Below are 26,699 nucleotides of genomic sequence, written 5' to 3'. Positions count from 1 at the left end.
GAGGCAAGCCGCCGATCAGCCGCCTGCTACCAACCTGATGGCCGGGTACACCTAGAGCTCGCTGCGCAGCCCCCACAGCAGCGGGTAGTACTGGACCGGCAACCGGGAGCGGAGGTACGACGAGCCGCTCGACCCGCCGGTCCCGGACTTGCTGCCGATCATCCGCTCGACCATGACGACGTGGCGGGCGCGCCAGTTGGCGGCGAGCTCGTCGTGCTGGAGCAGCGCCTCGGACAGCGCCCACACGACGGCGTACCGCGACCGGTCGTGGGCGGCGGTGCGCAGCGACGCGGAGACCTCGTCGTCGGAGTCGGCGGCCAGGCCGGAGGAGCGCAGCATCACGAGGAACGCGTCCCAGAGCGTCGGCTCCTCCAGCCGCCGGTCGAGTCGCTGCCGCTCGGCCGGCGTGATCCCACGGAACCGCTCGAGGTATGCCCGGTCCTGCGCGCCCGAGAGGAACTCCAGCTCACGGAACTGCACCGACTGGAACCCGCTCGCCGGGGCCAGCCGCTGCCGGAACTCCAGGAACTCCTGTGGGGTCATCGTCTCCAGGACGTCGATCTGCTGGACCAGGACCCGCTCGATGACGTGCACCCGGGTGAGCAGGTGCTGCGCCCACCACAGCCGGCCACCCGCCTCGCCGCCCAGCATCGCGTCGCGTGCCGCGGAGACCTCGTGGAGCAGCTGCTTGAACCACAGCTCGTAGACCTGGTGGATCGTGATGAACAGCAGCTCGTCGTGCGCCGGCGGGTCCGACTCCAGGTGCTGGGCGTCCAGCAGCTGCGGGAGCCGCAGGTAGCTGCCGTAGGTGAGCTGGGCACCCTGCTCGCCGAAGGACACGAAGTTGTCGCTCATGGGCCCGACCCTAGGGCGTGGCGAGCTGCACCACGGCGCGGTGCGGCAGCTCCGGGAGCGGCTCCGCGACCTGCGTGGCGGTGGAGCCGACCCGCGGGACGCGGGCATGATGTGCGGCATGAGGTTCCGACACGAGCTCCGCTACGACGCTCCGCCGGCGGCGGTCTTCGAGATGCTGGCCGACCCGGCGTTCCGCGAGGCCGCCTGCGCGGCGCAGAACGTGATCTCGGCCGAGGTGTCCCTCGAGCGCGAGGGCAACGGCTTCACGCTCAGCGTCGACCAGGAGCAGCGCACCGACGACCTGCCGTCGTTCGCGCGCACCTTCGCCGGCGCGTCGACCCGCGCGATCCAGCGCGAGACGTGGGCGGACACGACCGGAGGCACCCTGCAGATCGACACGCCGGGCAAGCCGTCCACGCTCAAGGGCACGATCACGCTGCGGCCCGAGGGCTCCGGCACCGTGGAGATCGTGGAGCTGGACATCAAGGTCCGGGTCCCCCTGATCGGCGGCAGGCTCGAGAAGCTGCTCGCCGACAAGGTGACGGCCGGCATGGACGCCGAGCACGGCGTCGGCGTCGACTACCTCGCAGGCCGCTGATGTCGCGGCGCCTCACGCACCGGATGACGTACGACGCGCCGCTCGCGGACGTCGTCGAGATGCTCGCCGACCCCCGGTTCCGCGAGGCGGTCTGCGAGTACCAGCGGGTGCTCAGTGCCGATGTCGAGATCGACCGGTCCGGCGACGCGATGACGGTGCTGGTCGAGCAGGTGCAGCCGGCCGCAGGGATCCCGTCGTTCGCGAAGAAGTTCGTGGGCGACGAGATCCGGATCGTGCAGCGCGAGGACTGGTCGGCGCCCGACACCGGCGAGCTGCACGTCACGATCCCGGGCAAGCCCGGGCACATGGACGGCACCATCACCCTCGTCGAGGCCGACGGCACCACCACCGAGACCGTCGACGTGGAGATCCGGGTCAACCTGCCGCTGGTCGGCGGCCGGATCGAGGGGCTGGTCTCCGACCTGCTCCGCAAGGCGCTGGTCGCCGAGGAGCGGGTCGGGCACGACTACCTGTCGACCTGACCGCTCTCCGTGGGACTGCTCTCGATGGGCGCGCTCTCGGCGCCGGTGCTCTCGGCGCTGGTGCTCTCGGCGCTGGTGCTCTCGGCGCTGATGTTCTCGGCGCTGATGCTCTCGGCCGGGGCGTCCTCGCGGCGCTCGGCCCGGCCCCGCAGCCAGACCACCAGGCCGAGCAGCAGGAACGGGCCGAACGCCAGCACGAGCGTGAGCGCCTTCTCCACCGGGTGGAGCGCGCCCATGTGCAGCAGGATCATCAGCCGAGGTAGGGGTAGCGGTAGTCCGTCGGCGGGACGAACGTCTCCTTGATCGAGCGGGGCGAGGTCCAGCGCAGGAGGTTGACCGCGGCGCCGGCCTTGTCGTTGGTGCCCGAGGCGCGGCCGCCACCGAAGGGCTGCTGGCCCACGACCGCACCGGTGGGCTTGTCGTTGATGTAGAAGTTGCCGGCTGCGAACCGCAGCTCGTCCTGGGCCCAGGCGATCGCGCGGCGGTCCCGGGCGATGATCGAGCCGGTCAGCGCGTACGGCGCGATGGACTCCATGCCGCGCACGACCTTCTCGAAGTCCCCGTCCTCGAAGACGTGGACCGCCAGGATCGGGCCGAAGTACTCGGTGGTGAACATCTCGTCGGTCGGGTCGCCGCCCTCGACCACGGTCGGGTCGACGAACCAGCCGGTCGAGTCGTCCAGGGTCCCGCCGGCGACGATGTCGAGCTTGCGGGACCGCTTGGCCCGGTCGATCGCCTTGCGGTGCTTGGCGAACGCCCGGTCGTCGATGACCGCGCCCATGAAGTTGGAGAAGTCGGTGGGGTCACCGACCGTGATGGACTCGATCTCGGAGAGGAACGAGTCCTTCATCTTGGTCCACACCGACCGGGCGACGTACGCCCGCGAGGCGGCCGAGCACTTCTGGCCCTGGAACTCGAACGCGCCGCGGATCATCGCGGTCCGCACCACACCCGGGTCGGCCGAGGCGTGCGCGACGATGAAGTCCTTGCCGCCGGTCTCCCCCACGATCCGCGGGTAGGACCGGTAGCCGGCGATGTTCTCCCCCACGGTGCGCCACAGGTGCTGGAAGGTCGGGGTCGAGCCGGTGAAGTGGATCCCGGCCAGGTCCGGGTGCGCCAACGCCACCGCCGAGACGTCGACCCCGTCGCCGGGCAGCATGTTGATCACGCCCGGCGGGAGGCCGGCCTCCTCGAGCAGCTCCATCGTCAACGAAGCCGCGAGCTGCTGGGTCGGGGACGGCTTCCAGATCACCGTGTTGCCCATCAGCGCCGGCGCGGTCGGCAGGTTGCCGGCGATCGCGGTGAAGTTGAACGGCGTGATCGCGTAGACGAACCCCTCCAGCGGCCGGTGGTCCGTGCGGTTCCAGACCCCCGGGCTGTTCGCGATCGGCTGGTCGGCCAGGATCTCGCGGGCGTAGTGCACGTTGTAGCGCCAGAAGTCGATCAGCTCGCAGGCGGCGTCGATCTCGGCCTGGAACGGCGTCTTGGACTGGCCCAGGACCGTGGCCGCGTTCACCCGCTGGCGCCACGGCCCGGCCAGCAGGTCCGCGGCCTTGAGCAGGATCGCGGCGCGGTCGTCGAAGTCCATCGCCCGCCACTCCGGGGCGGCGTCGGCCGCGGCCTTGACCGCCGCCCGGGCATCGGCCTGGGTGGAGTTCTTCAGGGTGCCGAGCACGTGCTGGTGGTCGTGCGGCTGCACCACGTTGATCTCCGCGCCACCCCCGGCCCGCCACCGGCCACCGACGTAGGCCCGCAGGTTCTTCTGCTTCTTCTCGAGCTTCTCGATCTCGACCAGCAACGACTCGCGCTCAGGGGTGCCCGGCGCGTAGGTCAGGTTCGGCTCGTTCGTGGGAACCGGCGGGTGGGTCACAGCGTCCATGCCTGCGAGCGTAGCGAGGAGTGGCAGGCGACGCCGACTCGGCGCCAGTTGCCCGCCCACAACGGCCGAGTCGGCGCTAACTGCCCACCCACCACAGCCGAGTCGGCGCCAACTGCCCGCGCCGGCGGGCAAGACGCGCCGACTCGACCCTCCCCAACGGGCAAGACGCGCCGACTCGGCGCTGCCCGAGGGGTCAGGTGAGGAGCTGGGGGATCTCCTGGGTGGCGAACCAGCCGAGGTCGCCGTCGGGGTCCGCGTCGGCCGGGCGGTCCTCGGTGTCGGCGTGCACGGCGACGACCCGCTTGAGCGGGACCGTCCACCCGGTCTCGGGCGACCGGTCGAGCTCCGCGACGACGACCACGCGGCGCCCGGCGCCGGCCACCAGGGCGGCCGAGACGGCCGCCGCGGTCATCAGGGCGTCGTACTCCGCCTCCTCGTCGTCGGCGGCGCTGGCGAGCACCACGACGTCGTCGCTGACCACGAACGCGCCCTGCTCGTACTGCTCGGCGAGCACCGCGATCGTGGTCGGCAGGTAGGCGCGGACGGTCACGGCGTCTCCTCGGGCGGGCGGCGCTTCTTGCGGCCCCGGGGCACGCGGGTGCGGCTGCCGGAGGCCGAGTCCACGAGCTCGTCGAGCGCCTCGTGCAGGCAGGGGCCGAGGAGGTCCGCGTCGGGCAGCATGTCGCGGTCGGCGGTGAGGCCGTAGTAGACGTGCCCGTCGTACGACGTCACGCCGATCGCCAGCGGATGGCCCTCGAGCAGCGGTGGCACCGGGTAGGTCGCGACCATCCGGGCGCCGGCGGCGTACAGCGGCGCCTGCGGGCCGGGGACGTTGGTGACGCTGAGCTGGTAGCCGCGGCGGCGCTCGACCGCGGCGACACGGGAGCCGACCGCATGGAACGTCGCCGGCGCGAAGCCAGGGATGCCGATCAGCCGGGTGGCGGCGACCGCCCGCCCGGTCTCCTTGTGCGCCTGGAAGGAGTAGGAGACCTGGTGCAGGCGCACCACGGGGCTGGCCTCCCGCACCGGCAGGTCGACGAAGTGGGCGGCGATCTGGCTGCCGAGCGAGGTCGCCTCGAGCTCCTCGTCGATGACCGAGACCGGGACGACGGCCCGAATCTGCCGGACCCCGCGCATCGACTCCCCGCGGGTCATCAGCCAGGCCCGCAGTGCCCCGGTGACGGTCGCGAGCACCACGTCGTTGACGGTGCCGCCGTGCGCCTCGCGGACCTTGCGGTAGTCGGCGAGGTCGGTGCGCACCGCGACGACCCGGCGCTGCTGGGACAGCGGCCCGATGATCGGCGAGTCGCCGCTGGCGCTGCGGTTGGCGAGCGCGTCGAGCACCCGGCCCGCGGACCGGGCGGTCGAGGCGGCGCCGCGCAGCACCGACCCGGTCGTGCTGAGCAGCGTGTCGGCCACCGTCTCCGGGCCGGTGAGCGAGTCGTGCACCGCGCCGGCCATCAGCGCGAGCGACGAGGGGCGGGTGCGGGCCCGCCACCCGTCGGCGCCCAGCTCCTTGGGCACCGGCGACTTGTCGAGCAGCACCTGGCCCAGGTCGACGGTCTCGATGCCGTCGACCAGCACTTGGTGGGACTTGGTGAGGATCGCGACCTGCCCGTCGGCCAGGCCCTCGACGAAGTACATCTCCCACAGCGGGCGGCTGCGGTCCAGCGGGCGCGAGACGATGCGCGCCACCAGGTCGCGGAGCTGGTCGAGGGTGCCCGGTCGGGGCAGCGCGGAGCGGCGTACGTGGTAGCCGAGGTCGAAGTGCTCGTCGTCGACCCACACCGGGTTGGCGATCCGGCCCGGCACCGGCTGGACGCGCTGGCGGTAGCGGGGGACGAAGGAGATCCGCTCCTGCACGAGCCCGACCAGCCGGGCGTAGTCGAAGCCGGACTGGCCGGGCTCGAAGATCTCGACGGTCGCGTTGTGCATCGGCGTGGACGCGGACTCCTCGGCCAGGACGGCGACGTCCCGCGGACGGAGCCTCTCGGTCATGGTGTCCTCTCGTCGCAGCGCTGGGGCGGCGTGCCGGGCGTCGGCCCGACGTGCGATTCTGACAGACGTTACCGTCGACGCAGCCCCAGCAGCAGGGCCGAGCAGAAGGACTGGACGATGCGCCGTGTGCTGGCCGCCCTGGCCGTACTCCTGTGTTCCCTCGCCGCCCTCACCGCATGCGGTGGCAGCGACTCCCCCGGCGAGACGGACTCGGGGCCGAAGGTGATCGAGGTGACGATCGAGGGCGAGAGCGTCACTCCCAACGGCGAGCGGGTCGAGGTCGCCGTCGGGCAGGACGTCGAGCTCGACGTGACCGCGGACGCACCGGGCGAGATCCACGTGCACTCCACGCCCGAGCAGGAGCTCGAGTACGACGTCGGCGAGTCCACGCTGACGATCGAGGGCATCGACCGGCCGGGGACCGTCGACGTCGAGTCGCACAACCTCGAGAAGGTCATCGTCCAGCTCGAGATCCGATGAGGGCTCGCTGAGATGTCGCCCGACGGCATCACCCTCGCGCACGGGATCGGCGGCGCGAAGGACCTCCCGATCTCCCCCGAGCTGGCGATCGCGGGCGCCAGCGCCGCTCTGGTCGTCTCGTTCACGGTGCTGGCGGTCGCCTGGCGCACGCCGCGGTACGACGCGGCCACGAGCGGCCGGCCGGCCCCGGCGCTGGTCCGCCGCCTGGTGGACTCCGCCGGCTGGCGGGTCGGGTGCCGGGTCCTGGGCTTCGTGGTGTTCCTCTACGCCGCGATGGCCGCCGTGCTCGGCAAGGACCTGGTGATCAACCCGATCTTCGGCATCTTCTACGTGTGGTGGTGGGTCGGGCTGGTCCCGCTCTCGGTGCTGCTCGGCCCGGTGTGGAAGGCGATCAGCCCGGTCCGCACCATCAACCTGGCCTTCGCCAAGGTGTCCGGCAGCGACCCGGACCGCGGGCTGCTGGCCTACCCCGACCGGCTCGGCTACTGGCCGGCCGCGGTCGGCCTGTTCGCCTTCGTGTGGATGGAGCTCGTCTACCCGTTCTCCACCGAGCTCGGTCCGGTCCGGCTGTGGTGCGCGGCGTACGTCGCGGTGATGCTGGTGGGCGGCGCCCTGTTCGGGTCCACGTTCTACGAGCGCGCCGACCCGTTCGAGGTCTACTCCACGCTGGTCTCGCACCTCTCGGTGTGGGGCCGGCGCGGTGACCTGCTCGTGGTCCGGAGCCCGCTCGCGAACCTGGACACGACGCCGGCCCGTCCGGGGCTGGTCGCGGTCGTCGCGGTCCTGTTCGGCAGTACGGCGTTCGACTCGTTCAAGGACTCCACCCGGTGGCTGTCCTTCGTGCAGTCGACCGACACGTCGTCGTACCTGCTGAACAACCTCGCGCTGCTGGCGTTCTGCGTCGGCGTCGGCCTGGTGTTCGTGGCCGGCTGCGTGCTCACCGGGCTGGGCGACGACCTGCGGCGCCGCGAGCTGCCGAACCGGCTGGCCCACTCGGTGGTGCCGATCATCGTCGGCTACATCATCGCCCACTACCTGCGCTACCTGGTCGAGGTCGGCCAGCTGACGCTGGTGCAGGCCAGCGACCCGTTCAGCGACGGCAGCAACTACCTCGGCACGGCGAACCTCGACCCGATCTACTGGCTGGCCTACCACCCGACGTTCCTGGCGAACCTCAAGGTGCTCGCCGTGGTCGCCGGGCACGTGCTGGGGGTGATCGCGGCGCACGACCGGGCGATCAGGCTCCTGCCGCCGCGGCACCAGCTCACCGGTCAGCTCCCGCTGCTGTTCGCGATGGTGGCCTTCACCGTCGGCGGGCTCTACCTGCTGTTCGCCGCCTGAGCGACGCCCGCCGGCGCCTCCGCGGACGCGCCCCCCGGGGCCCCGGGCGACAGGGCGTCGGCCAGCCGCGCGACGGCGCGACCGAGCGGCGAGTCCCCGACCTCGACGAGCGTGCGGCCGCTCACCAGGGCCCGGTCGACGGTCGCCTGGTCCTCGGGGAGGAAGTGCAGGCCCGCGACCCGCGCGAAGCCGCCGACCATCCCGGCGATGTCGCGCTCGGACCAGCCGAGCGTCGCGCGCATCCGGTTGACGACGACGTGGACCGGGCGACCGGCGGTCAGGTCGCGCAGCTCGACGAGGGCGCGGGCCAGCCGGGACAGGCCGACCGGGTCGGCCACGCCGACGACGAGCACCTCGTCGGCCACCTCGAGCGCGCCGAGGGTCATCTGGTTGCGGCCCGGCCGGGTGCCGAAGTCCGGCGTCGCGTCGTCCTCGAGGCTGAAGCCGGTGTCGACGACCACGTCGCCGCGCTCGCGGCCGACCTCGAGCAGGTGCTCGATGGCGCCCGCCCGCACCTCCACCCACCGATCGCCCCGGGGCAGGCCGGTGACCACGCTGAGGTGGGGGTCGAGGCCGCGCTGCACCGAGGCGAACCGCTCCTCGAGCTGACCCGAGGAGGCGAGCCGTGCCGCGGACAGCAGGCCGGAGACCTCGTCGAGGATGCCGAGCTGCTGGGCCACGGCCCCGCCGTACGGGTCGGCGTCGACCAGGACGGTACGCCGCTGCCGGCGGGCGGACTCGGCCGCCAGCGCGGTCGCGAGGGTGGTCCGCCCCGGGGCGCCGGCCGGTCCCCAGACGGCGATCACGCGGCCGGGTGGCGAGGGCGCACCGGCGGGCGGTCCCGACGGCTGCGGACTCGGAGGCCCGGAGGGCGGCGGCCCGAGCGGGGCCGGCGGCCGGACCGCGGTGGCCGGGGACTCGTCGGCGAGCACCGTCTCGACCAGGCGGTCGAGGTCGTCGTCGGTGACGACCCGGTGCACGCCGATCCGAGCCGCCCGGAGCCGCCCACCGTCGAGGGTGGCGCCGCCGGGCGCGATGGCGACCGGCCGGACCCCGTGCTTGCGCAGCAGGTCGACCGCGCTGCGATCCAGCCCGGGGGCGTCCAGGCCGAGCACGGCCACGTCCGCCTGCCCGGCCGTCGCGGCCGCGAGCAGGTCGTCGACGTCGACGCAGCGCTTGAGCACGACGATGCCGGGGTGGTCCCCGAGCCGGAGGAGGGCGGTCGGCTCCCAGGCCGCGCCCGAGGCGACGATCAGGACGAGCGCACGGTCGGCCACGGGGTCAGCCCCGGCGTACCACGGTGAGCACCGGGGCCTCGGTGCGGCCGAGCTCGTCGAGGAACGCGGTCGCGTCGGCCTCCGGGACGGCGAGCACCAGCTGCCGGTGCCCGGTCGCCGAGCCGAACGTCGTGTCCATGCCGGGCGCGTCGACGACGGTCGCCGCGGCCAGGGCCGGGCCGCTGCGGTCGCGGGCGCCGCGGCCGACGAGGTAGACGTCGACCACCGACCCGGCGCGTACGGAGGGCGGCACCAGCTCGGTGTCGACCGTCACCGGCAGCTCGACGGTGTCGGCCCCGTCGTCGGCGGCGCCGAGGGCGGCCCGCGGGAGCAGCTCCCCGGCCGTGACCCCCCGGACCAGCCGCAGGTCGGCGGGCAGCTCGTCCTCGAGGCTGAAGTAGCGCCCGAGGTCCGCGGCGTCCGCGAACCGGACCCGGTGGGCGACCAGGTCGCCGGCGTCCAGCTCGGCACCCGGACCGGCGTCGGCGGCGACCGCCCACACCGAGACCGTGTCGTCGGCCGCGGCCAGCAGCCGCGCACCCGCCACCACGGAGACCGTGACGATCAGGACCCCGACCCACAGCCGCGGGTCGCGCCAGCCGGGGCGGCTCGCGCGCGTCGCGGGCGGGACCGGAGCGACTCCCCCGATCCCCGGACGCTGCACCGGCCGCCGGGTCACCCGCACATCATCGCCACACTCGGGCGCCTCGAAACCCCGTCATCCACAACCGTGGTCCCACCGCTCGTCCGCCCGTCGTCCACAGCGGCGCGGGTCGGGCCCGCGCGGGGCGCCGCGGGGTGCGACGATGAGCCCATGGCCGGCCCCCGCTTCCTCACGCTCGCCGACGTCGCCGAGGTCCTCAACACCTCCAGCGCGCAGGTCTACGCGCTGGTCCGGCGCGGCGACCTGCCCGCGATCAAGATCGGCGGCCGGGGCCAGTGGCGCGTGGAGTCGGCCCAGCTCGAGGAGTTCATCCAGCGGATGTACGCCGAGACCCGGACCTTCGTCGACGAGCACCCCTACGTGGAGTCCGAGGCCGGCGTGTCGGCTTCGCCGCCCCGCCAGCCTCGGGATCGGACCTGACGTCGTCGCGGCCCGGACTCTTCGGCCGAAACCTGCACATATCGGCCGAAGTTTCGGCCCAGAAGTACTGGTTTCCCCGGGTACCCGGGGAAACCGACGCCCGGGGCGGGAGCGGCAGCCACGGCGAGGAGATCAGCCGGTCTCGGCGCCCAGGGTGAGCGAGATCGTCCGCTCCTGGCCGTCGCGGACGATCGTGAACTCCACGGTCTCGCCCGGCTGGTGCGCCCGGATCGCCACGATCAGCGCGATGCCGTCGGTGACCCGCTCACCCTCGACCTCGGTGATCACGTCGCCCTCGCGCAGGCCACCCTGCTCGGCGGGGGTGTCCGGCAGGACCGAGTCGACCTCGGCGCCGTGGCCGTCGTTCTGGCCGGTCTGCACCTGCGCGCCGATGACCGGGTACTCCGCCTCGCCGGTGCGCAGGATCTGGTCCGCGGTGACCCGGACCTGCTCGATCGGGATCGCGAAGCCGACGCCGATGTTGCCAGCCTCGCCCCCGAGGCCGCCGCCGGTCGTGGCGATCGCCGAGTTGACGCCCACGACCTGGCCGCGCAGGTTGACCAGCGGCCCGCCGGAGTTGCCCGGGTTGATCGCCGCGTCGGTCTGCACCGCGTTGATGTAGGAGGAGTCGTTGCCGGCGTCACCGGTGGTGACCGGCCGGTGCAGCGCGCTCACGATCCCAGCCGTCACCGTCGAGCTGAGCCCGAGCGGCGAGCCGATCGCGACCACGCCCTCGCCGACCCGCAGCGCCTGGGAGGCGCCCAGGGCGGCCGGGGTCAGGCCCCGGGCCTTCGGGGAGAAGAGCACCGCGAGGTCGTAGACCGCGCTGCGCCCCACCACCGTCGCGGGGTAGCGGTTGCCGTCCTGGTCGACGATCTCGATCGGGCCCTTGGCCTCGTCGGCGTCAGCCACCACGTGGTTGTTGGTGATCACGTGGCCCTGCCGATCCAGCACGAAGCCGGATCCGGTCGCCCCGCCGCGCTGGCCCTCGTACTCGGCGGAGATCTGGACGGTGCTCGGCAGCAGCCGCGCGGCGACCTCCTCGATCGAGCCGTTGTCCGCCGCGAGCGGTGCCTCGGAGACCGTGTCGACGTCGGCCAGGCCGCCACTCACGGTGCCGGGCTGCTCGTCGGTGATCCGCTCGTAGGCCAGGCCGCCGAGCGCGCCGCCCACCAGCCCGACGGTGAGGGCGAGCACGCAGACCACCGGCCACAGCCAGCCCGGGACCCGGCCTCGCGGTGCCAGGTGGCGCGGCGGCGGGCCCATCGGCGGCCCGAACGTCGGCCCGAACGTCGGGTCGTACGCCGGCTGCTGGCCGGCGTACGGCGAACCGGGCGGCAGGCCCGGCCACCGGTGCGGCGGCGACTGCACCGTGGGCGGCACCCAGCTGGGGGGCGCGGATGGCGGCGCCGATGGCGGCATCGATGGCGGCGGCGCGAGCGGCGCGAGCGGCGCGAGCGGCGCGGCCGCCAAGGGCTGTGTCGACTCGTCGTCGCGGGGCTCGTCCTGCGTCACAGCACCATCTTGTCGCGTGCCGCGAAATCCGGCAGCGCCGGGCTCGCTACTTCTGTCTCGCCTCACGGGTGACGTGGGCGACCGGGACCGTCGGCGCCGGCGTCCGCGGGACCTGGGTGTTCGTGATCGAGGTGAGCGGTGCCCGGCGGTCGATGGTCGGGGCGTCGGCGGGCGCCACCCCGAGGACGAGCACGCCCATCACCGCCGCGCCGACGGCGCTGCCGCCGATGGCGGCGAGCCCGAGGGTGCGGCGCCGGTGGTCGGCGGGCGCCCCCAGGCCGACGTACGCGGCCGACGAGCCGCAGCCGGACGAGGCGTCGATCAGCGAGCCCTTCAGCCAGGACGGGGTCGCCGGAGCCGCGACCTCGAAGGAGAGCCCCGCGAGCCGGGTCTTGATCCAGCCTTCGCGCTCGACGAGGTCTCGGCACGCGTGGCACCCGTGCACGTGCTCCCACGCGCGCTCGGTCTCATCGACCGAGAGCTGGCCGTCCAGCAGCGCGCTGGTCCGTGAGCCCAGGTGGTGGCCGATCACGTCGTCGACCGCCAGCCCGAGAGGAGCGGGCCGGCCGCGGGACCGGCGTACCGCACCCGGCCGGCACTGGGCGCCCGGTGCGCGAGCGCCGAGCGCAGCATGGCGCGGCCGCGGTGGATGCGCGAGCGCACGGTGCCGAGCTTGGCGCCGAGGATCTCGGCGATCTCCTCGTAGGCGAGACCCTCGACGTCGCAGAGGACCACCGCGGCCCGGAAGTCGGGGGGCAGGGTCGCGAGCGCCCGCTCGATGTCGTCGTCGAAGGTGCGGTCGGCGTACGCCGCGTCGGGCGCCGGCGAGGAGCTGGTGAGCCGCTCGGCGCGCTCGTCGGAGAGCGCGTCGAAGCGGATCCGCTGCTTGCGCCGGGCCTGGTCGAGGAACAGGTTGGTGGTGATCCGGTGCAGCCAGCCCTCGAAGGTGCCGGGGGTGTAGGTGGACAGCGAGCGGAACACCCGGACGAAGACCTCCTGGGTGAGGTCCTCGGCGTCGTGGCGGTTGCCGGTCAGGCGGTACGCGAGCCGGAAGACCCGGTCGGAGTGCTGCTCGACGATCTCCTCCCAGGACGGGACACCCTCGATCGGGCCGTCCGCGGGGTCAGCAGCGGGCGCCACCGGGGTGTCCATGGGTGCCTCCTGGAGGGGCTGCTGGCGCTTGCGTGCCTGGGGGAACAGCGTCTTGTCCTTCCTCACGGTAGAGACCTCTGCTGAGAGGAACCTGTGAGCATCATGTCTCTTCGCCGGTGTCCGGGCCGGTGCCCTCGCCGGGCTCGTCGCCGGCGGCCGGGACGACCTCATCCAGGACAACGTGCGCGGCTCCCGCGACGTTCCCGTCGATCGCGGTACGGTGAGCCCGCGACCCCAGGAGGCCACCATCACCACGCCGATCAAGCCCGCGAGCTGGTCCTACGCCGAGGCGTACGTCGCGGAGGACGACGTCCTCGCCGCGGCCCGGTCCCGTGCCGAGGAGGTCGGGGTCGTCCCGATCGGTCCGGGCGGGGGCGCCGCGCTCCGGTTCCTCGCCTCCGTGCTCGATGCGCGGGCGGTCGTCGAGATCGGCACCGGCACCGGCGTCTCGGGGCTGTGGCTGCTGCGCGGCATGCGCGCCGACGGCGTGCTGACGACCGTCGACATCGAGGCCGAGCACCAGCGCCTGGCGCGCCAGTCGTTCACCGAGGACGGCGTCGCCGCCCAGCGGGCGCGGACCATCTCCGGCTCGGCGCTCGACGTACTCCCCCGGCTCACCGACGGCCACTACGACCTGGTCTTCTGCGACGGCGACAAGGCGGAGTACTCCGCCTACCTCCAGGAGGCGCTGCGGCTGCTGCGCCCCGGTGGCGTGGTCGCGTTCGACAACGCGCTGTGGCACGACCGGGTGGCCGACCCGGCCCAGCGCGACGAGGACACCGTGGCGATCCGCGAGCTCGGCCGCCAGGTCGCCGAGCACGACGACCTGGTCGCCGTCCTGCTGCCCGTCGGCGACGGCCTGCTGGTCGCCAAGAAGGAGTGGAACCCGGGGGCGTAGCCGCCCGCGTTGGTTTCCCCGGGTACCCGGGGAAGTTGTCACTCTTCGGCCGAAGTTTCGGCCTAGGAGTACTGGTTTCCCCGGGTACCCGGGGAAACCGCCGGGTCTCGCGGCCGCTGTGAGGTCAGTACCGGCCGGCGGCGAGGAACCCGTCCCCGCCCTCGGCGACGGCGACGATGTCGCACTCCTCGATCAGGATCGGGGCGCTGCCGACGATCTGGGAGCCGGGCGACTCGGCGGCGGTGCGGGAGAACGCGCGCTGGAACTCGGTCCGCGCCTCGTCGCTGACGAAGACGTAGCAGCCCTCGAACCACTCGCCCGGACGGCACCGCCAGGTCTTGAACCGGAGCCCCTCCTGGCCGGTGAACCGGTCATAGGAGCTGTCGGCGACGTACGACGCGAGCTGCTCCTCGACCCCGGCGGGTGCGTCGGTGAGCGACCAGCGGACGGTGAGACCCTTCATGATCCGACTCCTTCGAGGGGGTGCTCGGTGCCGAGCCAGGCGAGCAGGGCGCGGGCGCCGAACCCGGTAGGGCCGGTGGTCCACTCGTGCCGCTCCTCCGGGGCGTCGCCGACGGAGGCGACGTCCAGGTGCGCCCACGGCAGGTCGCCGACGAAGTGCTGCAGGAACAGGGCGGCCACGATCGCGCCCGGACCGCTGGGGGCGTTGTCGGCGTCGGCCACGGTGGAGGAGAGCTTGGGCTCGTAGGCGCTCGCCAGCGGGAACCGCCACAGCGGCTCGCCGGCCCGCTCGGCGGCGGCCACCAGGGTCGCGGCCAGCGCGTCGTCGTTGGCGAACAGGCCGCCGGTCTGCTGTCCGAGCGCGACCTTCATCGCGCCGGTCAGCGTCGCCACGTCGACGACGACGTCCGGCTTGACCTCGGCGACGGCGTACGCGATCGCGTCGGCGAGCACCAGCCGCCCCTCGGCATCGGTGTTGGTGACCTCGCTGGTGCGGCCGCCGTAGTGGCGGATCACGTCGCCGGGCCGCAGTGCGGCGCCGCCGATCGCGTTCTCGGCGGAGGCGACCAGCCCGACCACCCGGACCGGGCAGTCGACGGCGCGCAGTGCGGCCATCGTCGCGAGCACGACCGCGCCGCCGGTCATGTCCCGCTTCATGTTGACCATCGCCTCGCCGGGCTTGATCGACAGGCCGCCGGTGTCGAAGGTGATGCCCTTGCCGACCAGCACGACGGTGGGCGTACGCCGGCCAGCCTTGCGCGGGTGGTAGTCGAGGCGGATCAGCCGCGGCGGGGTGGCCGAGGCCCGGCCGACGCCCAACAGGCCGCCGAACCCCTCCTCCGCGAGCCGGTGCTCGTCCCAGACGGTGACGTCGAGGCCGGCGTCGCGCCCGATCTGCTCGGCCTGGTCGGCGAGCCACGGCGGGTTCTTGAGGTTCGAGGGCACGGTGGCCAGCATCCGCGAGCGCCAGCCCGCGCCGCCGACGGCCACCGCCCGGTCCAGCACGGGCGCGAGCGGCTTCGGGTCGGGCAGCCCCGCGAGCACGACCCGCTTCACCGGGACGTGCGGGGGCGGACCGGAGCGCCAGCTGAAGCCGAACGAGCCGAGCATCGCGCCGACGACGAACGCCTCGAGCCCCTCGTCCGGGGCGATCGCGGGCACCGTGGTCGCCAGCGACCCGCGGTCGTACGACGCCCGCGCGAGGGCCGCCCCGGCGCGGCGGAAGTCCTCGAGGGTCTGGGCCCCGACCCCGACGAGCAGCACCCGCCGCAGGCCGGCGTCGTCCGGGGCACCCAGCGGCACGGGGAGCGCGGTGACCTCCCCGGCCCGGCCGGTCGCGCCGTCTGCCTCGAGGATCGCGAGCAGGTCGATGCCGAGCCGCTCGCCGAGCTCGTCCGCCCCGGGACCGAGCGCCAGGGCCTCGCCCTCCCCACCGGGGAGCACGGGGATCGCGATCACCTCGACGCCGAGGATGGTGTGCGGAAGCGCCCCGCTCAGCGCGAACTCGGGCGGGGAGACCTGGCTCGGCAGGCTAGGTGACTGCGGCGATGACGGGGCCGATGACGGGGCCGATGACGGGGCCGATGACGGGGCCGATGATGGGGCCGATGACGGGGTCGTGGGCACCGGGGTCAGCCGACGACGGCCTTGAGGGCATCTCCCAGAGCGCCGGCCTCCTCGGCGTTCAGCTCGACAACCAGGCGACCACCGCCCTCGAGCGGGACGCGCATCACGATGCCGCGTCCTTCCTTGGTGACCTCCAGCGGACCGTCGCCTGTCCGCGGCTTCATCGCCGCCATCCGCGCACCTTCCTCTTGTCATGTGGCAGCGGGTCTCCGAGGGCCCGGCTGCGCCGTACGCACGGACCATTATCCCCTATCGGACGGTGACGCGGAGCACAGCCCGTCCGGAGCCCGGACGCGCACCTGGCACACTCCTGCCATGCAGGCCCGCTCGGCGCTCTTCGACGTCTACGGCGACCACCTGCGCGCCCGCGGCAGCGAGGCTCCCGTGGCCGCCCTGGTGCGGCTCCTCGACCCGGTCGGCATCGCGGCCCCGGCGGTGCGCACCGCGATCTCCCGGATGGTCATGCAGGGCTGGCTCGAGTCGGTCCAGCTCGACGGCGGCCGGGGCTACCGCACCACCGCGCGGGCGGACCGGCGGCTCGACGAGACCGGACGCCGCGTCTACCGTCGCGAGGCGCCGGCCTGGGACGGGCACTGGCACCTGGCGTTCGTCAGCCCGCCGTCCGGCCGGACCGCCCGGGCGCGGCTGCGCGCCGGGCTCACCTTCATCGGGTACGCCGAGCTCGCCGACCACGTGTGGGTCAGCCCGTTCGAGCGCGCCGAGCTCGGGTCGGTGCTCGACCGCGAGGGCGCGAGCGCCACCACCGCACGGGCGGACCGCTTCGACCCCCCACCGACCGGCGCGTGGGACCTGGCCGCCCTGCGCCTGGCCTACGACGGCTGGCTGCGGGCCTCCGACGACCTGGTCGAGCAGCACCTCGGGGCGCACGAGGACGCCGACGAGGCGGCGTTCGCGGCGCGCTTCCACCTGGTGCACGAGTGGCGCAAGTTCCTGTTCACCGACCCCGGGCTCCCGCCGGCGCTGCTCCCGGGCGACTGGCCGGGCCGGGCCGCCGCCGAGCTGTTCGCCGGCGCGGCCGGACGGCTCAAGCCGGGCGCCGACCGGTTCGTCGCGCGCTGCCTGGACGGCTGAGCGCGACCGGCCGACCCCGCCGGCCGACCCCGCCGGCCGACCCCGCCAGTCCGACCCCACCGGCCTGGACCGGCCCGACCTGACAGGATGCCCGCATGACCGAGCCCTCCGTCCTCCTCGACGTCACCGACGGCGTCGGGACCATCACGCTCAACCGTCCGGAGGCCTACAACAGCCTCGACGTCGCCACGAAGGAGCTGCTCCTCGAGACCGTGCGCGCGGTGGCCGACGACCCCGCGGTGCGCTGCGTCGTGCTGACCGGCAGCGGCAAGGCCTTCTGCACCGGCCAGGACCTCAAGGAGCACATCGAGCTGCTCGAGAACGGCGGCAGCGACCTGCTGTTCACGACCGTGGAGAAGCACTACAACCCGATCGTCAGCACGCTGGCGGGGATGGCCAAGCCGGTCATCGCGGCCGTCAACGGCGTCGCGGCCGGCGCCGGGGCGAGCCTGGCCTTCGCCTGCGACCTGCGGATCGTGGCGGACACGGCCGGCTTCAACCTGGCCTTCGCGAACGTCGCGCTGTCCTGCGACACCGGCGCGAGCTACCACCTCCAGCGGCTGGTCGGCCGGGCGAAGGCGCTGGAGCTGCTGTACTTCCCGAGCACCGTCCCCGCCGCCGACGCCCTCGAGCTCGGCCTGGCCACGCGGGTGGTGCCGACCGACGAGCTGGCCGCCGAGGTCGGCGCGCTGGCCGCCCGCCTGGCCGCCGGCCCCACTGTCGCGCTCGGGGCGATCCGCCAGTCGGTCGCCTACGCCGCCGGGCACTCCTTCGAGGAGTCCCTCGAGGTCGAGAGCGCGATGATGCAGAGGACCGGCGCCACCGCCGACCACCGGGCCGCGGTGGCCGCCTTCGTCGCCAAGCAGAAGCCGGTGTTCGAGGGCCGCTAGCGGAGACGCGAAGCGGATCCGCTGATGGTGGTCGAGCGAGCCGCGCGTCCGAGGAACGAGGGCGCGACCGGAGTGTCGAGACCCAGTCCACTCAGGGGTCGACTACCTGCGCCGCGCGCCCCAGATCGAGAGCACCTGCGTGGGCGCGATCCTGCGCATCAGCCGCTTGGAGGGGTGCGCCCCGTACTCGACGGTGAGCGCGGAGCCCGTGAAGTGGTGGTTGAACCAGCCGGTCATCGTGCCGTGGCACACGCCGCCGCAGGTGAACGACTTGCGCGGCAGGTTCAGCTTGTCGGCCACCCGGCGGGAGAAGCGGGCGTTCTTGGTGTCGGTGTCGACGCCGTGCAGGGGCTGGTGGAAGCTGACGATCCAGCGGGGCTTGATCTGCTTGAGGAACCGGATGACCGCGCGGGTCTCCGGCTCGGAGCCGGGCCGCGGTCCGGACTCGTAGCTGCCGTCGAGGTCGGCCCAGCGGTAGGGGAAGTTGCGGTTCAGGTCGACGCCGTGCGCGTTCTTGCGGGTGTGCCGGGCGAGCCCGTCGGGGTTGTAGATGGGCAGCACCCACAGGTTGAGCCCGTGGATCGGCTTGCCGTCGCGCAGGGTCGCCAGGATCTGCCGCGGGTGCCCCTCGTTGCCATGCATCGTCGAGATCAGCAGCACCTTGGGCTGGCCGCGCTCGCCGAGCCGGAAGGCCTTGATCGGCCGGCCGCGCACGGAGTGCCCGATCACGCGCTTCTCCATGACGGCGGGCCGACCGTCGGGGGCGCGCACGGCGTACGACGCCGTCGGCGTGCCGGCGAGCAGCCCGGTGACGAGCGTGGCGGCGAGTGCGGTGGCGATCAGGGTCCCGAGACGCATGGGCACCGACCCTAGAACATCGGGACGCGGGGGTCAGACCGCGGCAGTCAGGTAGGCCCAGGTGAACACGCCGACGCCGACCAGCATCCCGACGTGGGCCAGGATCGAGAGGCCCGGGCCCTCGGACCAGCTGTCGTCGCGACCCTCGGAGGCGTGCCGACCGCGGCTGGGCAGCCAACGCACCAGGATCAGCAGCCCGGCCACCACCACGACCCACCACAGCGCGAGGGCGATGATGCCGACGGTCTCGCTGCCGGCCGCGGAGTCCTCGCCCGCCACCAGGAAGACCAACCACAGCACCAGGGCCACCGCACCGGCGCCGGTGTGCACGTTGAGCAGCCCGTTGCCCATCTGGAGACGCCCGGCGCCGCCGTCCTGCCGGCCGAGCCGGAGCCGGGTCAGCACGATCACGACAGCCGCCAGCACGGTGAGGACGTAGACGATCACCTCGGTCGACACGCTGCGAAGTGTGCCCTACGCGCGGGGTTCACCGCCATGACCCCTCGTGGGGCCGGGGCGTTCGCCCTCCGGGTCGCTGCCGTCCTCCAGCTGGGTGGCGAGGCGGTCGAGCAGCGCGTCGACCTCCGACATCCGGTAGCCGCGGACCGCCAGCGAGAAGCGCACCCGCCGCAGGTCCTCGGCCGCGAGCGGGCCCTTCGCGGGCACGCCGGCGTCGGGGCGGTCGTCGTACGCCTCGGCCAGCGGCGCCCCGCGGCCCGCCGCGACCATCGCGATCCCGCCCAGCGCCAGCACGATCAGCACCGCGAAGAACCACATCACGGCCTACTCACCGTCCCGGCGGCCGGCGACGATCCACGCGATCGCCTCGTCGATGTCGTCGGTGAGCAGTAGCGAGTCGAGGTCGCTCTGCTTGATCCGGCCGTCGGAGAGCATCGAGTCGGCCATCCAGTCCAGCAGGCCGCTCCACTCCGCGACACCGAGGAGCACGATCGGGAACGAGGTGATCTTCTGGGTCTGGACCAGGGTCATCGCCTCGAACAGCTCGTCGAGGGTGCCCAGGCCGCCGGGCAGCGCGATGTAGCCCTGGGAGTACTTCACGAACATCGTCTTGCGGACGAAGAAGTAGCGGAAGTCGATGCCGACGTCGACCCAGTCGTTGAGCTCGGCCTCCCAGGGCACCTCGATCCCGAGCCCGACGCTGATCCCGCCCGCCTCGCTCGCGCCCTTGTTGGCCGCCTCCATCACGCCCGGCCCGCCGCCGGTGATCACCGCGAACCCGGCCTCGACGAGCCTGCGGCCCACCTCCTCGCCGACGGCGTACGCCGGGTGGTCGGCGGGGGTGCGGGCGGAGCCGAACACCGAGATCGCGGGGCCCAGCTCGGCCAGCGCGCCGAAGCCCTCGATGAACTCGGCCTGGATGCGCAGCACCCGCCACGGATCCGTGTGTACCCAGTCGGCCGGCCCGCGGCCGTCGAGCAGCCGCTGGTCGGTGGTGACGGCGTCGACCTGCGCGCGCCGCTGGAGGATCGGGCCCTTGGACTTCGAACGCACCATCTCAGCGGCCCTCCAGCCAGGTCCGGAGCCGGGTCTCGCAGTGCTCGATCTGCTCGACGGGCACGTGCTCCTCCTGCTTGTGCGCGAGGAGGGGGTCCCCGGGCCCGTAGTTCACCGCCGGGATGCCGAGCCCGCTGAAGCGGGCCACGTCGGTCCACCCGAACTTCGGGTTGACCTCGCCGCCGACGGCCTCGACGAATGCCTTCGCGGCCGGCCGGTCGAGCCCGGGCAGCGCGCCCGGCGCCGAGTCGGTGAGGGTGACGTCGAAGCCGTCGAAGAACTCCCGGACGAACGCCTCCGCCTCGGCCTCGGAGCGGTCCGGGGCGAACCGGTAGTTGACCTCGACCACGCACTCGTCGGGGATGACGTTGCCGGCCACGCCGCCGCGGACGGCCACCGCGTTCAGGCCCTCGTGGTACTCCAGGCCGTCGATGACCGGCCGCCGGGCGTCGTACCCCTCCAGGCGGCGGAGCACCTCGCCGGCCCGGTGGATGGCGTTGACGCCCCGCCAGCTGCGCGCGGAGTGGGCGCGCTCGCCGGTCGTGCGCACGTCGACGCGCAGCGTGCCCTGGCAGCCCGCCTCGACGCCGGCGTTGGACGGCTCCATCAGGATCGCGAAGTCCGCGGCCATCAGCTCGGGATGGGTCAGGGAGAGCAGCCGCAGCCCGTTGTGCTCGGCCTCGATCTCCTCGGCGTCGTAGAGCAGGTAGGTGACGTCGCGGGTGGGCTCGGCGACCGTGGCCGCCAGCCGGAGGATCACCGCGTCCCCGCCCTTCATGTCGCAGCTGCCGAGGCCGTGCAGAAGGCCGCCCTCTCGGCGGGCGGGGAGGTTGTCGTTGACCGGCACGGTGTCGAGGTGGCCGGCGATCACCACCCGCTCGGGGCGGCCGAGGTCGGTGCGGGCGACCACGGTGTTGCCGTGCCGGGTCACGGTGAGATGGTCGTACGGCGCGAGCGCGGCCTGGACCGCGTCCGCGATCGCCTGCTCGTTGCGGCTGACCGACTCGATGTTCACCAGCTGCTCGGTCAGCGTGACGACGTCGGTCGTGAGGTCGAGCGGGGTCGTGGTCACGGTGCCTATCCAACCAGCCCGGCGCGGTCCCCGGCTGGCGCCGGGGATCGTCGAGTGACGCCAACTGGCTCCCCTGAGGCCTCGGATGCAGCCAGTCCGCGTCACTCGACGGTCACAGGTTCCCGAGAACTGAAACACGTTCTAGTATCGGCGCATGCGCAACGGCCTCGTCCTGTTCACCTCCGACCGCGGGATCACACCCGCCGCGCTGGGCGCCGCGGCCGAGGAGCGGGGCTTCGACACGTTCTACGTGCCCGAGCACACCCACATCCCGGTCAAGCGCGAGGCCGCGCACCCCGGCACCGGTGACGAGTCGCTGCCCGACGACCGCTACCTGCGCACCCTCGACCCCTGGGTGTCGCTGGCGACGGTCGCCGCGGTCACGTCCCGGATCCGGCTCTCCACCGCGGTCGCCCTGCCGGTCGAGTCCGACCCGATCACGCTCGCCAAGCAGATCGCCACGCTCGACCACCTCTCCGGCGGCCGCGTCGACATCGGGGCCGGCTTCGGCTGGAACACCGACGAGCTCGCCGACCACCACGTCCCGGCCGCCCGTCGCCGTACGGTCCTCAAGGAGTACGTCGAGGCGATGCGGGCGCTGTGGACCCAGGAGGAGGCGTCCTACGACGGGGAGTTCGTCTCGTTCGGGCCGTCCTGGGCCTACCCCAAGCCGGCCCGGCACATCCCGCTCATCATCGGGGCCGGCGGCGGGCCCAAGACGTTCCGGTGGATCTCCGAGAACGCCGACGGCTGGATGACCACCCCCACCCAGGCCGACATCTCCGCCAACATCGAGGCACTGAAGAAGGCCTGGGCCGACGCCGGCCGCGACGGCTCCCCCGAGATCCGAATCCTCATCGCGTTCAAGCCGAACCCCGAGGACCTGATGGGCTGGGCCGAGGCCGGCGCCACCGAGCTGATCTGGGGCGTCCCCGACAAGGCCCCGGACGAGGTCCTCGCCTCGCTCGACCGCCTGGCCGGGCGCCTCGGCCTCGCCTGACCCCACCGCCGAGTCGGCGCATCTTGCCCGCCCCACGACGCCGAGTCGGCGCATCTTGCCCGCGCCATCCCCAGGCGCTGTGGACAAGGCGGGCAGTTTGCGCCGACTCGAGCCTGCTCAGCGGGCAGTTTGCGCCGACTCGAGCCTGCTCAGCGGGCAGTTTGCGCCGACTCGAGCCTCCTCAGCGGGCAGTTTGCGCCGACTCGAGCCGATGCCTAGGCCTTCGCCACGGTCACGGTCGGCTCGGGACCGTCGGCGGCGACCACGTCGTACGACGTCGCGAGGGTCTCGCCGGTGATCAGCTGCTCGTGGGTGCGAGCCGCGGCCTGCACCTCATCCGAGCCGCCGATGGTCAGGCTGATCCGGTCGGAGACGTCCAGTCCGGCATCCTTGCGCGCCTGCTGGACGGCGCGGACCAGGTCGCGGGCCAGGCCCTCGGCTGCGAGCTCGGGCGTCACCGCGGTGTCGAGGACCACGAACCCGCCGCTGCGCAGCACGCCCGTGGCCGAGCCGCCGTCGGCCGAGCCGGCGACCGTCTCGAGGGTGTACTCCCCCTCCGCCAGCACCAGCCCACCGGAGGTGACGGTGCCGTCATCGGCGACCGACCAGTCGCCGGACTTCGAGCCCTTGATCGCCGTCTGCACGTCGCGACCCAGCCGAGGGCCGGCCGCGCGCGCGTTGACGGTCAGCCGCTGCTCCACGCCGTACGACGAAGCCTCGGGCGACTCGGCCGCGAGCAGCCGGACCTCCTTCACGTTGACCTCGTCGCGGACGATCGCCTCGAACCCGGCCAGCGCGGCCGGGTCGTCGACGACCACGGTCAGGGTCGCCAGCGGCAGCCGGTTGCGCAGGTTGCCGGCCTTCCGCAGCGCCGACGTGGCCGAGCAGACCTCCCGGACCTGGTCCATCGCGGCCACCAGCACCGGGTCGGCCGGCAGCGACTCGGCCAGCGGCCAGTCCGCCAGGTGCACCGAGCGCTCGCCGGTCAGCCCGCGCCAGACCTCCTCGGTCGCCAGCGGCATCAGCGGCGCGGTCGCCCGGCAGACGGTCTCGAGCACCGTGAACAGCGTGTCGAACCCGTCGGCGTCGCCCTCCCAGAACCGGTCCCGCGAGCGGCGGATGTACCAGTTCGTGAGCACGTCGAGGAACGACCGGGTCGCGTCGCACGCCTCGGCCACGGCGTACGCGTCGAGCGACCCGGTCATCTCGTCCACGAAGTCGCGCAGCTTGGCCAGGATGTAGCGGTCCATCGGGTGCTCGGAGTCGGTGCGCGCCACCGCGTCGTGCCCCTGCCCACCGTCGGCAGCGTTCGCGTAGAGCTGGAAGAAGTACCAGCTGTTCCACAGCGGGATCAGCACCTGGCGCACCGAGTCGCGGATGCCCTGCTCGGTGACGACCAGGTTGCCGCCGCGCAGGATCGGCGAGGACATCAGGAACCAGCGCATCGCGTCCGCGCCGTCGCGGTCGAACACCTCGCGCACGTCGGGGTAGTTGCGCAGCGACTTGGACATCTTGTTGCCGTCCGAGCCGAGCACGATGCCGTGGCTGATGCAGTTCTCGAACGCCGGCTTGTCGAAGATCGCGGTCGCCAGGATGTGCAGCGTGTAGAACCAGCCGCGGGTCTGGCCGATGTACTCGACGATGAAGTCGGCCGGGAAGTGGTGGGCGAACCAGTCGGCGTTCTCGAACGGCACGTGGTTCTGCGCGAAGCTCATCGAGCCCGAGTCGAACCACACGTCGAGCACGTCGGGCACCCGGCGCATCATCGACTTCCCGGCCGGGTCGTCGGGGTTGGGGCGCACCAGGTCGTCGACGTACGGCCGGTGCAGGTCGGGCTGACCGTCCTGGTTGCGCGGCAGCGTGCCGAAGTCGCGCTCGAGCTCCTCGAAGGACCCGTAGACGTCGACGCGGGGGTACGTCGGGTCGTCGCTCTTCCACACCGGCACCGGGCTGCCCCAGAAGCGGTTGCGGGTGATCGACCAGTCACGGGCGTTCTCGAGCCACTTGCCGAACTGGCCGTCCTTGATGTGGTCGGGCACCCAGTTGATCTGCTGGTTGAGCTCGAGCATCCGCTGCTTGAACGCGGTCACCTCGACGAACCACGACGACACGCCCTTGTAGATCAGGGGCTCGCGGCAGCGCCAGCAGTGCGGGTAGCTGTGGTCGTAGGTCTCGCGCCGCAGCAGCACGGTGCCCGGCGTGACCGAGCCGGTCTCCCCCGTGCCCGTGGTCGCGGCCTTGAGGTGGTCGATCACGTGCAGGTTGGCGTCGAAGACCAGCATGCCCTCGTACTCGACGACGGGGAACGTGAACCGTCCGTCCTTGCCGACCGGCATCACCGCCTCGATGTTCTCGCGGTCGGTGACGATCTTGTCGTCCTCACCGAACGCACCCGCGGTGTGCACCAGCCCGGTGCCGTCGGTGGTGGTGACGAACTCTGCCGGCACGACGCGGAAGGCGTTCTCGTGGCCGAGGTAGTAGGAGAACGGCGGCGCGTAGGTCAGCCCGACCAGCTCCGAGCCTGGCCCGCGCCACACGACCTCCGGGGTCTCCCCCAGCTCACGGGCGTACGACGGGAGCCGCGCGTCGGCGAGCAGGTAGCGCACGCCCGCCCCGGAGTCCGACGGAGCCTCGACCACGACGTACTCGATGTCCTCGCCGACCATCACCGCGAGGTTGCTCGGCAGCGTCCACGGGGTGGTCGTCCAGACGAGCAGCTTCACTCCCTGGAAACTGAACCCGTCGACGGGGGCGGGCGTGGTGACCTCGTAGCCGACCGTGACCGCCGGGTCCTGCCGCACCTGGTAGACGTCGTCGTCCATCCGCAGCTCGTGGTTGGACAGCGGGGTCTCGTCGTTCCAGCAGTAGGGCAGCACCCGGAAGCCCTCGTAGACCCAGCCCTTCTCGAAGAGCTGCTTGAACGCCCAGATCACCGACTCCATGTAGTCGGGGTTCATCGTGCGGTAGTCGTTGTCGAAGTCGACCCAGCGCGCCTGCCGGGTGACGTACTCGCGCCACTCGCCGGTGTACTTCATCACCGACGCCCGGCACGCCGCGTTGAACTTCTCGATGCCCAGCTCGAGGATCTCGTCGGTGGTCTTGATGCCGTTGAGGCGCATCGCCTCCAGCTCGGCGGGCAGCCCGTGGGTGTCCCAGCCGAAGCGCCGCTCGACGCGCTTGCCGCGCATGGTCTGGTAGCGCGGGATCAGGTCCTTGACGTAGCCGGTCAGCAGGTGGCCGTAGTGCGGCAGCCCGTTGGCGAACGGCGGCCCGTCGTAGAAGACGAACTCGTTGGCGCCGTTCTCACCGGGGTCGCGCTGGTCGATGCTCGCCTGGAAGGTGTCGTCGGCCTTCCAGTACTCCAGCACCCGCTCCTCGATCGCGGGGAACTTCGGGCTCGAGGGGACGGCGCCGGTGTCGGACGTCGAGACCAACGGATAGGTCATGGGTGGCTCTCCTGCGGCTCGTCTCGGGCTTCTGCCACGAGGACGACATCCCTGACTGCGGACTGCCGCGGTACCACCTCGTTTGCTCCCGGAGGAGCCACTCGTTGACGGCTGTGACGGGCCTACCCGTCCGGTTCTACTGGGTCCCGGTGGACCGTTCTTCCGGAGGCTCGCCGCTGATGACGGCTCGAACGCCTGTGAGGCACACAGTACGGCGTGCGCTCGTCGCCCCGCCAATCGCATTCAGTCGCGCAGGACCTGCCGCAGGTCGATCGGCACGGTGACGTCCGCCAGCTCGACCTCGGCGGTCGGATCAGCTTCGTCCAGCCGGCCGACCGGCTCCCACTCGCCGTCGCGGTGCGCCGCACGTCGATCGCCCGGAGGTCGGGGTCGACCACCCGGTACTGGCCCTGTGACCCACTCCGCCTTGGGCGGATGGGGCAGCTCGAGGAACTCCTCCCACGACATGCGCACCCGTCGCAACAGCTCCTCACGCCTGACGGACACGGTGTCTCCTCGACCGGTCGGCACCCTGGTGCTCCTTCCGTTCTGGACCCGAGGGCGGGGAGAGGGACAGCGTGTCAGCGCGGACCGACAACCCGATTGCGCTCTCCACGCCGGGCTGGTCGAGTAGGCGCATGAGCGAGCCCGAGCGGCCGGACCGCCGCGACTACCGGTCCACCCACGGCGAGCGGGACACCGTGCTGACGTACCTGCGCAACTACCGGATCACCTTCGAGATGAAGTGCGAGGGCCTGGACGCCGAGCAGCTGGCCCGCCGCGCCGTGCCGCCCTCGACGCTGTCGCTGCTGGGCCTCCTCCGGCACCTCGCGAAGGTCGAGCACAGCTGGAGCCGGCGGGTCCTGCAGGAGCAGCCGGACCTGCCACGGCTCTACTGGTCGCCCGACACTCCCGACGCGGACTTCGACGGCGCCGTGGCCGATCCCGACGTGGTGGCCGACGCCTGGGAGTCGTGGCGCCGGGAGGTCGCCGACGCCGACGCGTGGCTGGCCGCGGAGGAGGACTGGGGCCGGCTGGTCGCCGTGCACGGCGAGCCGACCGAGGTGCGCGACATCGCCGTGCACCTGGTCGAGGAGCACGCGCGACACTGCGGCCACGCCGACCTGCTCCGGGAGTCCGTGGACGGCCGCACCGGTCAGTGACCGCCGCGCCCTAGGG

General features: G+C 72.8%; 30 protein-coding genes. 10 read left to right on the top strand and 20 right to left on the bottom strand.

The genetic code is table 11. The features are described 5' to 3' along the window. Positions 1-51: 51 nt before the first annotated feature. Positions 52-855, bottom strand: coding sequence for a tryptophan 2,3-dioxygenase family protein (locus QMC84_RS19035; protein ID WP_300377505.1), 804 nt, complete (start codon positions 853-855; stop codon positions 52-54). On the opposite strand from QMC84_RS19035, the gene QMC84_RS19030 reads away from it, so the two are divergent. Next, complete coding sequence (locus tag QMC84_RS19030) at positions 854-1,453, top strand: DUF2505 domain-containing protein (RefSeq protein ID WP_300377503.1); 600 nt, start codon at positions 854-856, stop codon at positions 1,451-1,453. The two genes, QMC84_RS19035 and QMC84_RS19030, sit on opposite strands and share 2 nt — an antisense overlap. After that, on the top strand, positions 1,453-1,935 hold the full coding sequence (locus tag QMC84_RS19025; RefSeq protein ID WP_300377501.1) for a DUF2505 domain-containing protein: 483 nt from the start codon (positions 1,453-1,455) through the stop codon (positions 1,933-1,935). Before QMC84_RS19030 ends, QMC84_RS19025 begins: the two co-directional genes overlap by 1 nt. Here QMC84_RS19025 and QMC84_RS19020 read toward each other — a convergent pair. From QMC84_RS19020 to QMC84_RS19005, 4 genes are all read right to left on the bottom strand, one after another. Continuing rightward, positions 1,920-2,186: a hypothetical protein gene (locus QMC84_RS19020; protein WP_300377499.1), complete on the bottom strand. Its 267-nt coding sequence runs from the start codon at positions 2,184-2,186 to the stop codon at positions 1,920-1,922. The two genes, QMC84_RS19025 and QMC84_RS19020, sit on opposite strands and share 16 nt — an antisense overlap. Then, complete coding sequence (gene pruA / locus QMC84_RS19015) at positions 2,186-3,814, bottom strand: L-glutamate gamma-semialdehyde dehydrogenase (RefSeq protein WP_300377497.1); 1,629 nt, start codon at positions 3,812-3,814, stop codon at positions 2,186-2,188. Before pruA ends, QMC84_RS19020 begins: the two co-directional genes overlap by 1 nt. A gap of 193 nt (positions 3,815-4,007) precedes the next feature. Beyond that, entirely contained in the window at positions 4,008-4,364 is a 357-nt protein-coding gene (locus QMC84_RS19010; RefSeq protein WP_300377496.1) for a hypothetical protein, read from the bottom strand. Then, positions 4,361-5,812, bottom strand: coding sequence for a wax ester/triacylglycerol synthase family O-acyltransferase (locus tag QMC84_RS19005; protein WP_300377494.1), 1,452 nt, complete (start codon positions 5,810-5,812; stop codon positions 4,361-4,363). Before QMC84_RS19005 ends, QMC84_RS19010 begins: the two co-directional genes overlap by 4 nt. A gap of 117 nt (positions 5,813-5,929) precedes the next feature. On the opposite strand from QMC84_RS19005, the gene QMC84_RS19000 reads away from it, so the two are divergent. Both QMC84_RS19000 and QMC84_RS18995 read left to right on the top strand, forming a co-directional pair. Beyond that, positions 5,930-6,292, top strand: coding sequence for a hypothetical protein (locus QMC84_RS19000; RefSeq protein ID WP_300377492.1), 363 nt, complete (start codon positions 5,930-5,932; stop codon positions 6,290-6,292). 12 nt (positions 6,293-6,304) lie between these two features. After that, positions 6,305-7,633, top strand: coding sequence for a hypothetical protein (locus tag QMC84_RS18995; protein ID WP_300377490.1), 1,329 nt, complete (start codon positions 6,305-6,307; stop codon positions 7,631-7,633). On the opposite strand, the gene QMC84_RS18990 is transcribed toward QMC84_RS18995, so the two are convergent. Further along, positions 7,612-8,910: a hypothetical protein gene (locus QMC84_RS18990; RefSeq protein WP_300377488.1), complete on the bottom strand. Its 1,299-nt coding sequence runs from the start codon at positions 8,908-8,910 to the stop codon at positions 7,612-7,614. The genes QMC84_RS18995 and QMC84_RS18990 overlap by 22 nt on opposite strands. Before the next feature lie 4 nt (positions 8,911-8,914). Continuing rightward, positions 8,915-9,589, bottom strand: a complete 675-nt coding sequence (locus QMC84_RS18985) for a hypothetical protein (RefSeq protein WP_300377486.1) — start codon at positions 9,587-9,589, stop codon at positions 8,915-8,917. A gap of 135 nt (positions 9,590-9,724) precedes the next feature. Between QMC84_RS18985 and QMC84_RS18980 the strand changes: the two genes are divergently transcribed. Next, positions 9,725-9,994 (top strand): helix-turn-helix domain-containing protein, encoded by a 270-nt coding sequence (locus QMC84_RS18980; RefSeq protein ID WP_300377484.1) that lies wholly within the window; start codon positions 9,725-9,727, stop codon positions 9,992-9,994. 132 nt (positions 9,995-10,126) lie between these two features. Here the strand turns inward: QMC84_RS18980 and QMC84_RS18975 are convergent, their stop codons facing one another. From QMC84_RS18975 to sigE, 3 genes are read right to left on the bottom strand one after another with little or no spacing between them, the layout of a single operon-like run. Further along, positions 10,127-11,509: a trypsin-like peptidase domain-containing protein gene (locus tag QMC84_RS18975; protein ID WP_300377482.1), complete on the bottom strand. Its 1,383-nt coding sequence runs from the start codon at positions 11,507-11,509 to the stop codon at positions 10,127-10,129. 46 nt (positions 11,510-11,555) lie between these two features. Beyond that, positions 11,556-12,041 carry a hypothetical protein gene (locus tag QMC84_RS18970; RefSeq protein ID WP_300377480.1) on the bottom strand — a complete coding sequence of 162 codons (486 nt, stop codon included), beginning with the start codon at positions 12,039-12,041 and terminating at the stop codon, positions 11,556-11,558. Then, positions 12,038-12,727: an RNA polymerase sigma factor SigE gene (gene sigE, locus QMC84_RS18965; RefSeq protein WP_300377478.1), complete on the bottom strand. Its 690-nt coding sequence runs from the start codon at positions 12,725-12,727 to the stop codon at positions 12,038-12,040. Before sigE ends, QMC84_RS18970 begins: the two co-directional genes overlap by 4 nt. 154 nt (positions 12,728-12,881) lie before the next feature. On the opposite strand from sigE, the gene QMC84_RS18960 reads away from it, so the two are divergent. Next, on the top strand, positions 12,882-13,559 hold the full coding sequence (locus QMC84_RS18960) for an O-methyltransferase (RefSeq protein WP_300377476.1): 678 nt from the start codon (positions 12,882-12,884) through the stop codon (positions 13,557-13,559). Between the two features lie 124 nt (positions 13,560-13,683). Here QMC84_RS18960 and QMC84_RS18955 read toward each other — a convergent pair whose 3' ends face one another. From QMC84_RS18955 to QMC84_RS18945, 3 genes are all read right to left on the bottom strand, one after another. Then, complete coding sequence (locus tag QMC84_RS18955) at positions 13,684-14,022, bottom strand: hypothetical protein (RefSeq protein ID WP_300377474.1); 339 nt, start codon at positions 14,020-14,022, stop codon at positions 13,684-13,686. After that, positions 14,019-15,479 (bottom strand): M17 family metallopeptidase, encoded by a 1,461-nt coding sequence (locus tag QMC84_RS18950; RefSeq protein WP_300377472.1) that lies wholly within the window; start codon positions 15,477-15,479, stop codon positions 14,019-14,021. Before QMC84_RS18950 ends, QMC84_RS18955 begins: the two co-directional genes overlap by 4 nt. Positions 15,480-15,652: 173 nt before the next feature. Continuing rightward, a complete protein-coding gene (locus QMC84_RS18945) occupies positions 15,653-15,820 on the bottom strand; it encodes a DUF3117 domain-containing protein (RefSeq protein WP_166191440.1) in 168 nt (55 codons plus the stop codon). Positions 15,821-15,962: 142 nt separating this feature from the next. On the opposite strand from QMC84_RS18945, the gene QMC84_RS18940 reads away from it, so the two are divergent. Both QMC84_RS18940 and QMC84_RS18935 read left to right on the top strand, forming a co-directional pair. Further along, positions 15,963-16,739: a PaaX family transcriptional regulator C-terminal domain-containing protein gene (locus QMC84_RS18940; RefSeq protein ID WP_300377470.1), complete on the top strand. Its 777-nt coding sequence runs from the start codon at positions 15,963-15,965 to the stop codon at positions 16,737-16,739. Positions 16,740-16,834: 95 nt separating this feature from the next. Next, complete coding sequence (locus QMC84_RS18935) at positions 16,835-17,629, top strand: enoyl-CoA hydratase-related protein (protein WP_300377468.1); 795 nt, start codon at positions 16,835-16,837, stop codon at positions 17,627-17,629. A 102-nt stretch (positions 17,630-17,731) separates the two neighbouring features. Here the strand turns inward: QMC84_RS18935 and QMC84_RS18930 are convergent, their stop codons facing one another. The 5 genes from QMC84_RS18930 to dapE are packed head-to-tail and all read right to left on the bottom strand — an operon-like array spanning position 17,732 to position 21,074. Further along, positions 17,732-18,487, bottom strand: coding sequence for a M14 family zinc carboxypeptidase (locus QMC84_RS18930; protein ID WP_300377466.1), 756 nt, complete (start codon positions 18,485-18,487; stop codon positions 17,732-17,734). 33 nt (positions 18,488-18,520) lie between these two features. Further along, a complete protein-coding gene (locus QMC84_RS18925) occupies positions 18,521-18,946 on the bottom strand; it encodes a hypothetical protein (protein WP_300377464.1) in 426 nt (141 codons plus the stop codon). 15 nt (positions 18,947-18,961) lie between these two features. Beyond that, on the bottom strand, positions 18,962-19,264 hold the full coding sequence (locus QMC84_RS18920; protein WP_300377462.1) for a DivIVA domain-containing protein: 303 nt from the start codon (positions 19,262-19,264) through the stop codon (positions 18,962-18,964). Between the two features lie 6 nt (positions 19,265-19,270). Further along, a complete protein-coding gene (locus QMC84_RS18915; RefSeq protein ID WP_300377460.1) occupies positions 19,271-20,002 on the bottom strand; it encodes a TIGR00730 family Rossman fold protein in 732 nt (243 codons plus the stop codon). 1 nt (position 20,003) lies between these two features. Beyond that, positions 20,004-21,074, bottom strand: coding sequence for a succinyl-diaminopimelate desuccinylase (dapE, locus tag QMC84_RS18910; protein WP_300377458.1), 1,071 nt, complete (start codon positions 21,072-21,074; stop codon positions 20,004-20,006). Between the two features lie 154 nt (positions 21,075-21,228). Here dapE and QMC84_RS18905 point away from each other — a divergent pair, with 154 nt between their 5' ends. Next, positions 21,229-22,074, top strand: a complete 846-nt coding sequence (locus tag QMC84_RS18905; RefSeq protein ID WP_300377456.1) for an LLM class F420-dependent oxidoreductase — start codon at positions 21,229-21,231, stop codon at positions 22,072-22,074. 215 nt (positions 22,075-22,289) lie between these two features. Here the strand turns inward: QMC84_RS18905 and ileS are convergent, their stop codons facing one another. Further along, positions 22,290-25,520, bottom strand: coding sequence for an isoleucine--tRNA ligase (ileS, locus tag QMC84_RS18900; RefSeq protein ID WP_300377454.1), 3,231 nt, complete (start codon positions 25,518-25,520; stop codon positions 22,290-22,292). A 243-nt stretch (positions 25,521-25,763) separates the two neighbouring features. After that, entirely contained in the window at positions 25,764-26,027 is a 264-nt protein-coding gene (locus tag QMC84_RS18895; RefSeq protein ID WP_300377452.1) for a hypothetical protein, read from the bottom strand. Between the two features lie 131 nt (positions 26,028-26,158). Here QMC84_RS18895 and QMC84_RS18890 point away from each other — a divergent pair, with 131 nt between their 5' ends. Then, positions 26,159-26,683: a DinB family protein gene (locus QMC84_RS18890; RefSeq protein ID WP_300377450.1), complete on the top strand. Its 525-nt coding sequence runs from the start codon at positions 26,159-26,161 to the stop codon at positions 26,681-26,683. The last annotated feature ends 16 nt before the right edge of the window (positions 26,684-26,699 follow it).

The organism is Nocardioides sp., assembly GCF_030019515.1.
In the GTDB taxonomy this organism is placed as follows: domain Bacteria; phylum Actinomycetota; class Actinomycetes; order Propionibacteriales; family Nocardioidaceae; genus Nocardioides.
Note: the sequence above shows the minus strand (reverse complement) of the source record. Positions and strands in the feature narration are given on the sequence as shown.

Coding starts and splice junctions, on each gene's coding strand:
- QMC84_RS18955 (WP_300377474.1), bottom strand. CDS start 14,022: ATGAAGGGTCTCACCGTCCGCTGGTCGCTCACCGACGCACCCGCCGGG.
- QMC84_RS18890 (WP_300377450.1), top strand. CDS start 26,159: ATGAGCGAGCCCGAGCGGCCGGACCGCCGCGACTACCGGTCCACCCAC.
- QMC84_RS19020 (WP_300377499.1), bottom strand. CDS start 2,186: ATGATCCTGCTGCACATGGGCGCGCTCCACCCGGTGGAGAAGGCGCTC.
- QMC84_RS19035 (WP_300377505.1), bottom strand. CDS start 855: ATGAGCGACAACTTCGTGTCCTTCGGCGAGCAGGGTGCCCAGCTCACC.
- QMC84_RS18945 (WP_166191440.1), bottom strand. CDS start 15,820: ATGGCGGCGATGAAGCCGCGGACAGGCGACGGTCCGCTGGAGGTCACC.
- QMC84_RS19025 (WP_300377501.1), top strand. CDS start 1,453: ATGTCGCGGCGCCTCACGCACCGGATGACGTACGACGCGCCGCTCGCG.
- QMC84_RS18940 (WP_300377470.1), top strand. CDS start 15,963: ATGCAGGCCCGCTCGGCGCTCTTCGACGTCTACGGCGACCACCTGCGC.
- QMC84_RS18905 (WP_300377456.1), top strand. CDS start 21,229: ATGCGCAACGGCCTCGTCCTGTTCACCTCCGACCGCGGGATCACACCC.
- QMC84_RS18920 (WP_300377462.1), bottom strand. CDS start 19,264: ATGTGGTTCTTCGCGGTGCTGATCGTGCTGGCGCTGGGCGGGATCGCG.
- QMC84_RS18915 (WP_300377460.1), bottom strand. CDS start 20,002: ATGGTGCGTTCGAAGTCCAAGGGCCCGATCCTCCAGCGGCGCGCGCAG.
- QMC84_RS19000 (WP_300377492.1), top strand. CDS start 5,930: ATGCGCCGTGTGCTGGCCGCCCTGGCCGTACTCCTGTGTTCCCTCGCC.
- QMC84_RS19030 (WP_300377503.1), top strand. CDS start 854: ATGGGCCCGACCCTAGGGCGTGGCGAGCTGCACCACGGCGCGGTGCGG.
- QMC84_RS19005 (WP_300377494.1), bottom strand. CDS start 5,812: ATGACCGAGAGGCTCCGTCCGCGGGACGTCGCCGTCCTGGCCGAGGAG.
- QMC84_RS18995 (WP_300377490.1), top strand. CDS start 6,305: ATGTCGCCCGACGGCATCACCCTCGCGCACGGGATCGGCGGCGCGAAG.
- ileS (WP_300377454.1), bottom strand. CDS start 25,520: ATGACCTATCCGTTGGTCTCGACGTCCGACACCGGCGCCGTCCCCTCG.
- QMC84_RS18935 (WP_300377468.1), top strand. CDS start 16,835: ATGACCGAGCCCTCCGTCCTCCTCGACGTCACCGACGGCGTCGGGACC.
- pruA (WP_300377497.1), bottom strand. CDS start 3,814: ATGGACGCTGTGACCCACCCGCCGGTTCCCACGAACGAGCCGAACCTG.
- QMC84_RS18930 (WP_300377466.1), bottom strand. CDS start 18,487: ATGCGTCTCGGGACCCTGATCGCCACCGCACTCGCCGCCACGCTCGTC.
- QMC84_RS18980 (WP_300377484.1), top strand. CDS start 9,725: ATGGCCGGCCCCCGCTTCCTCACGCTCGCCGACGTCGCCGAGGTCCTC.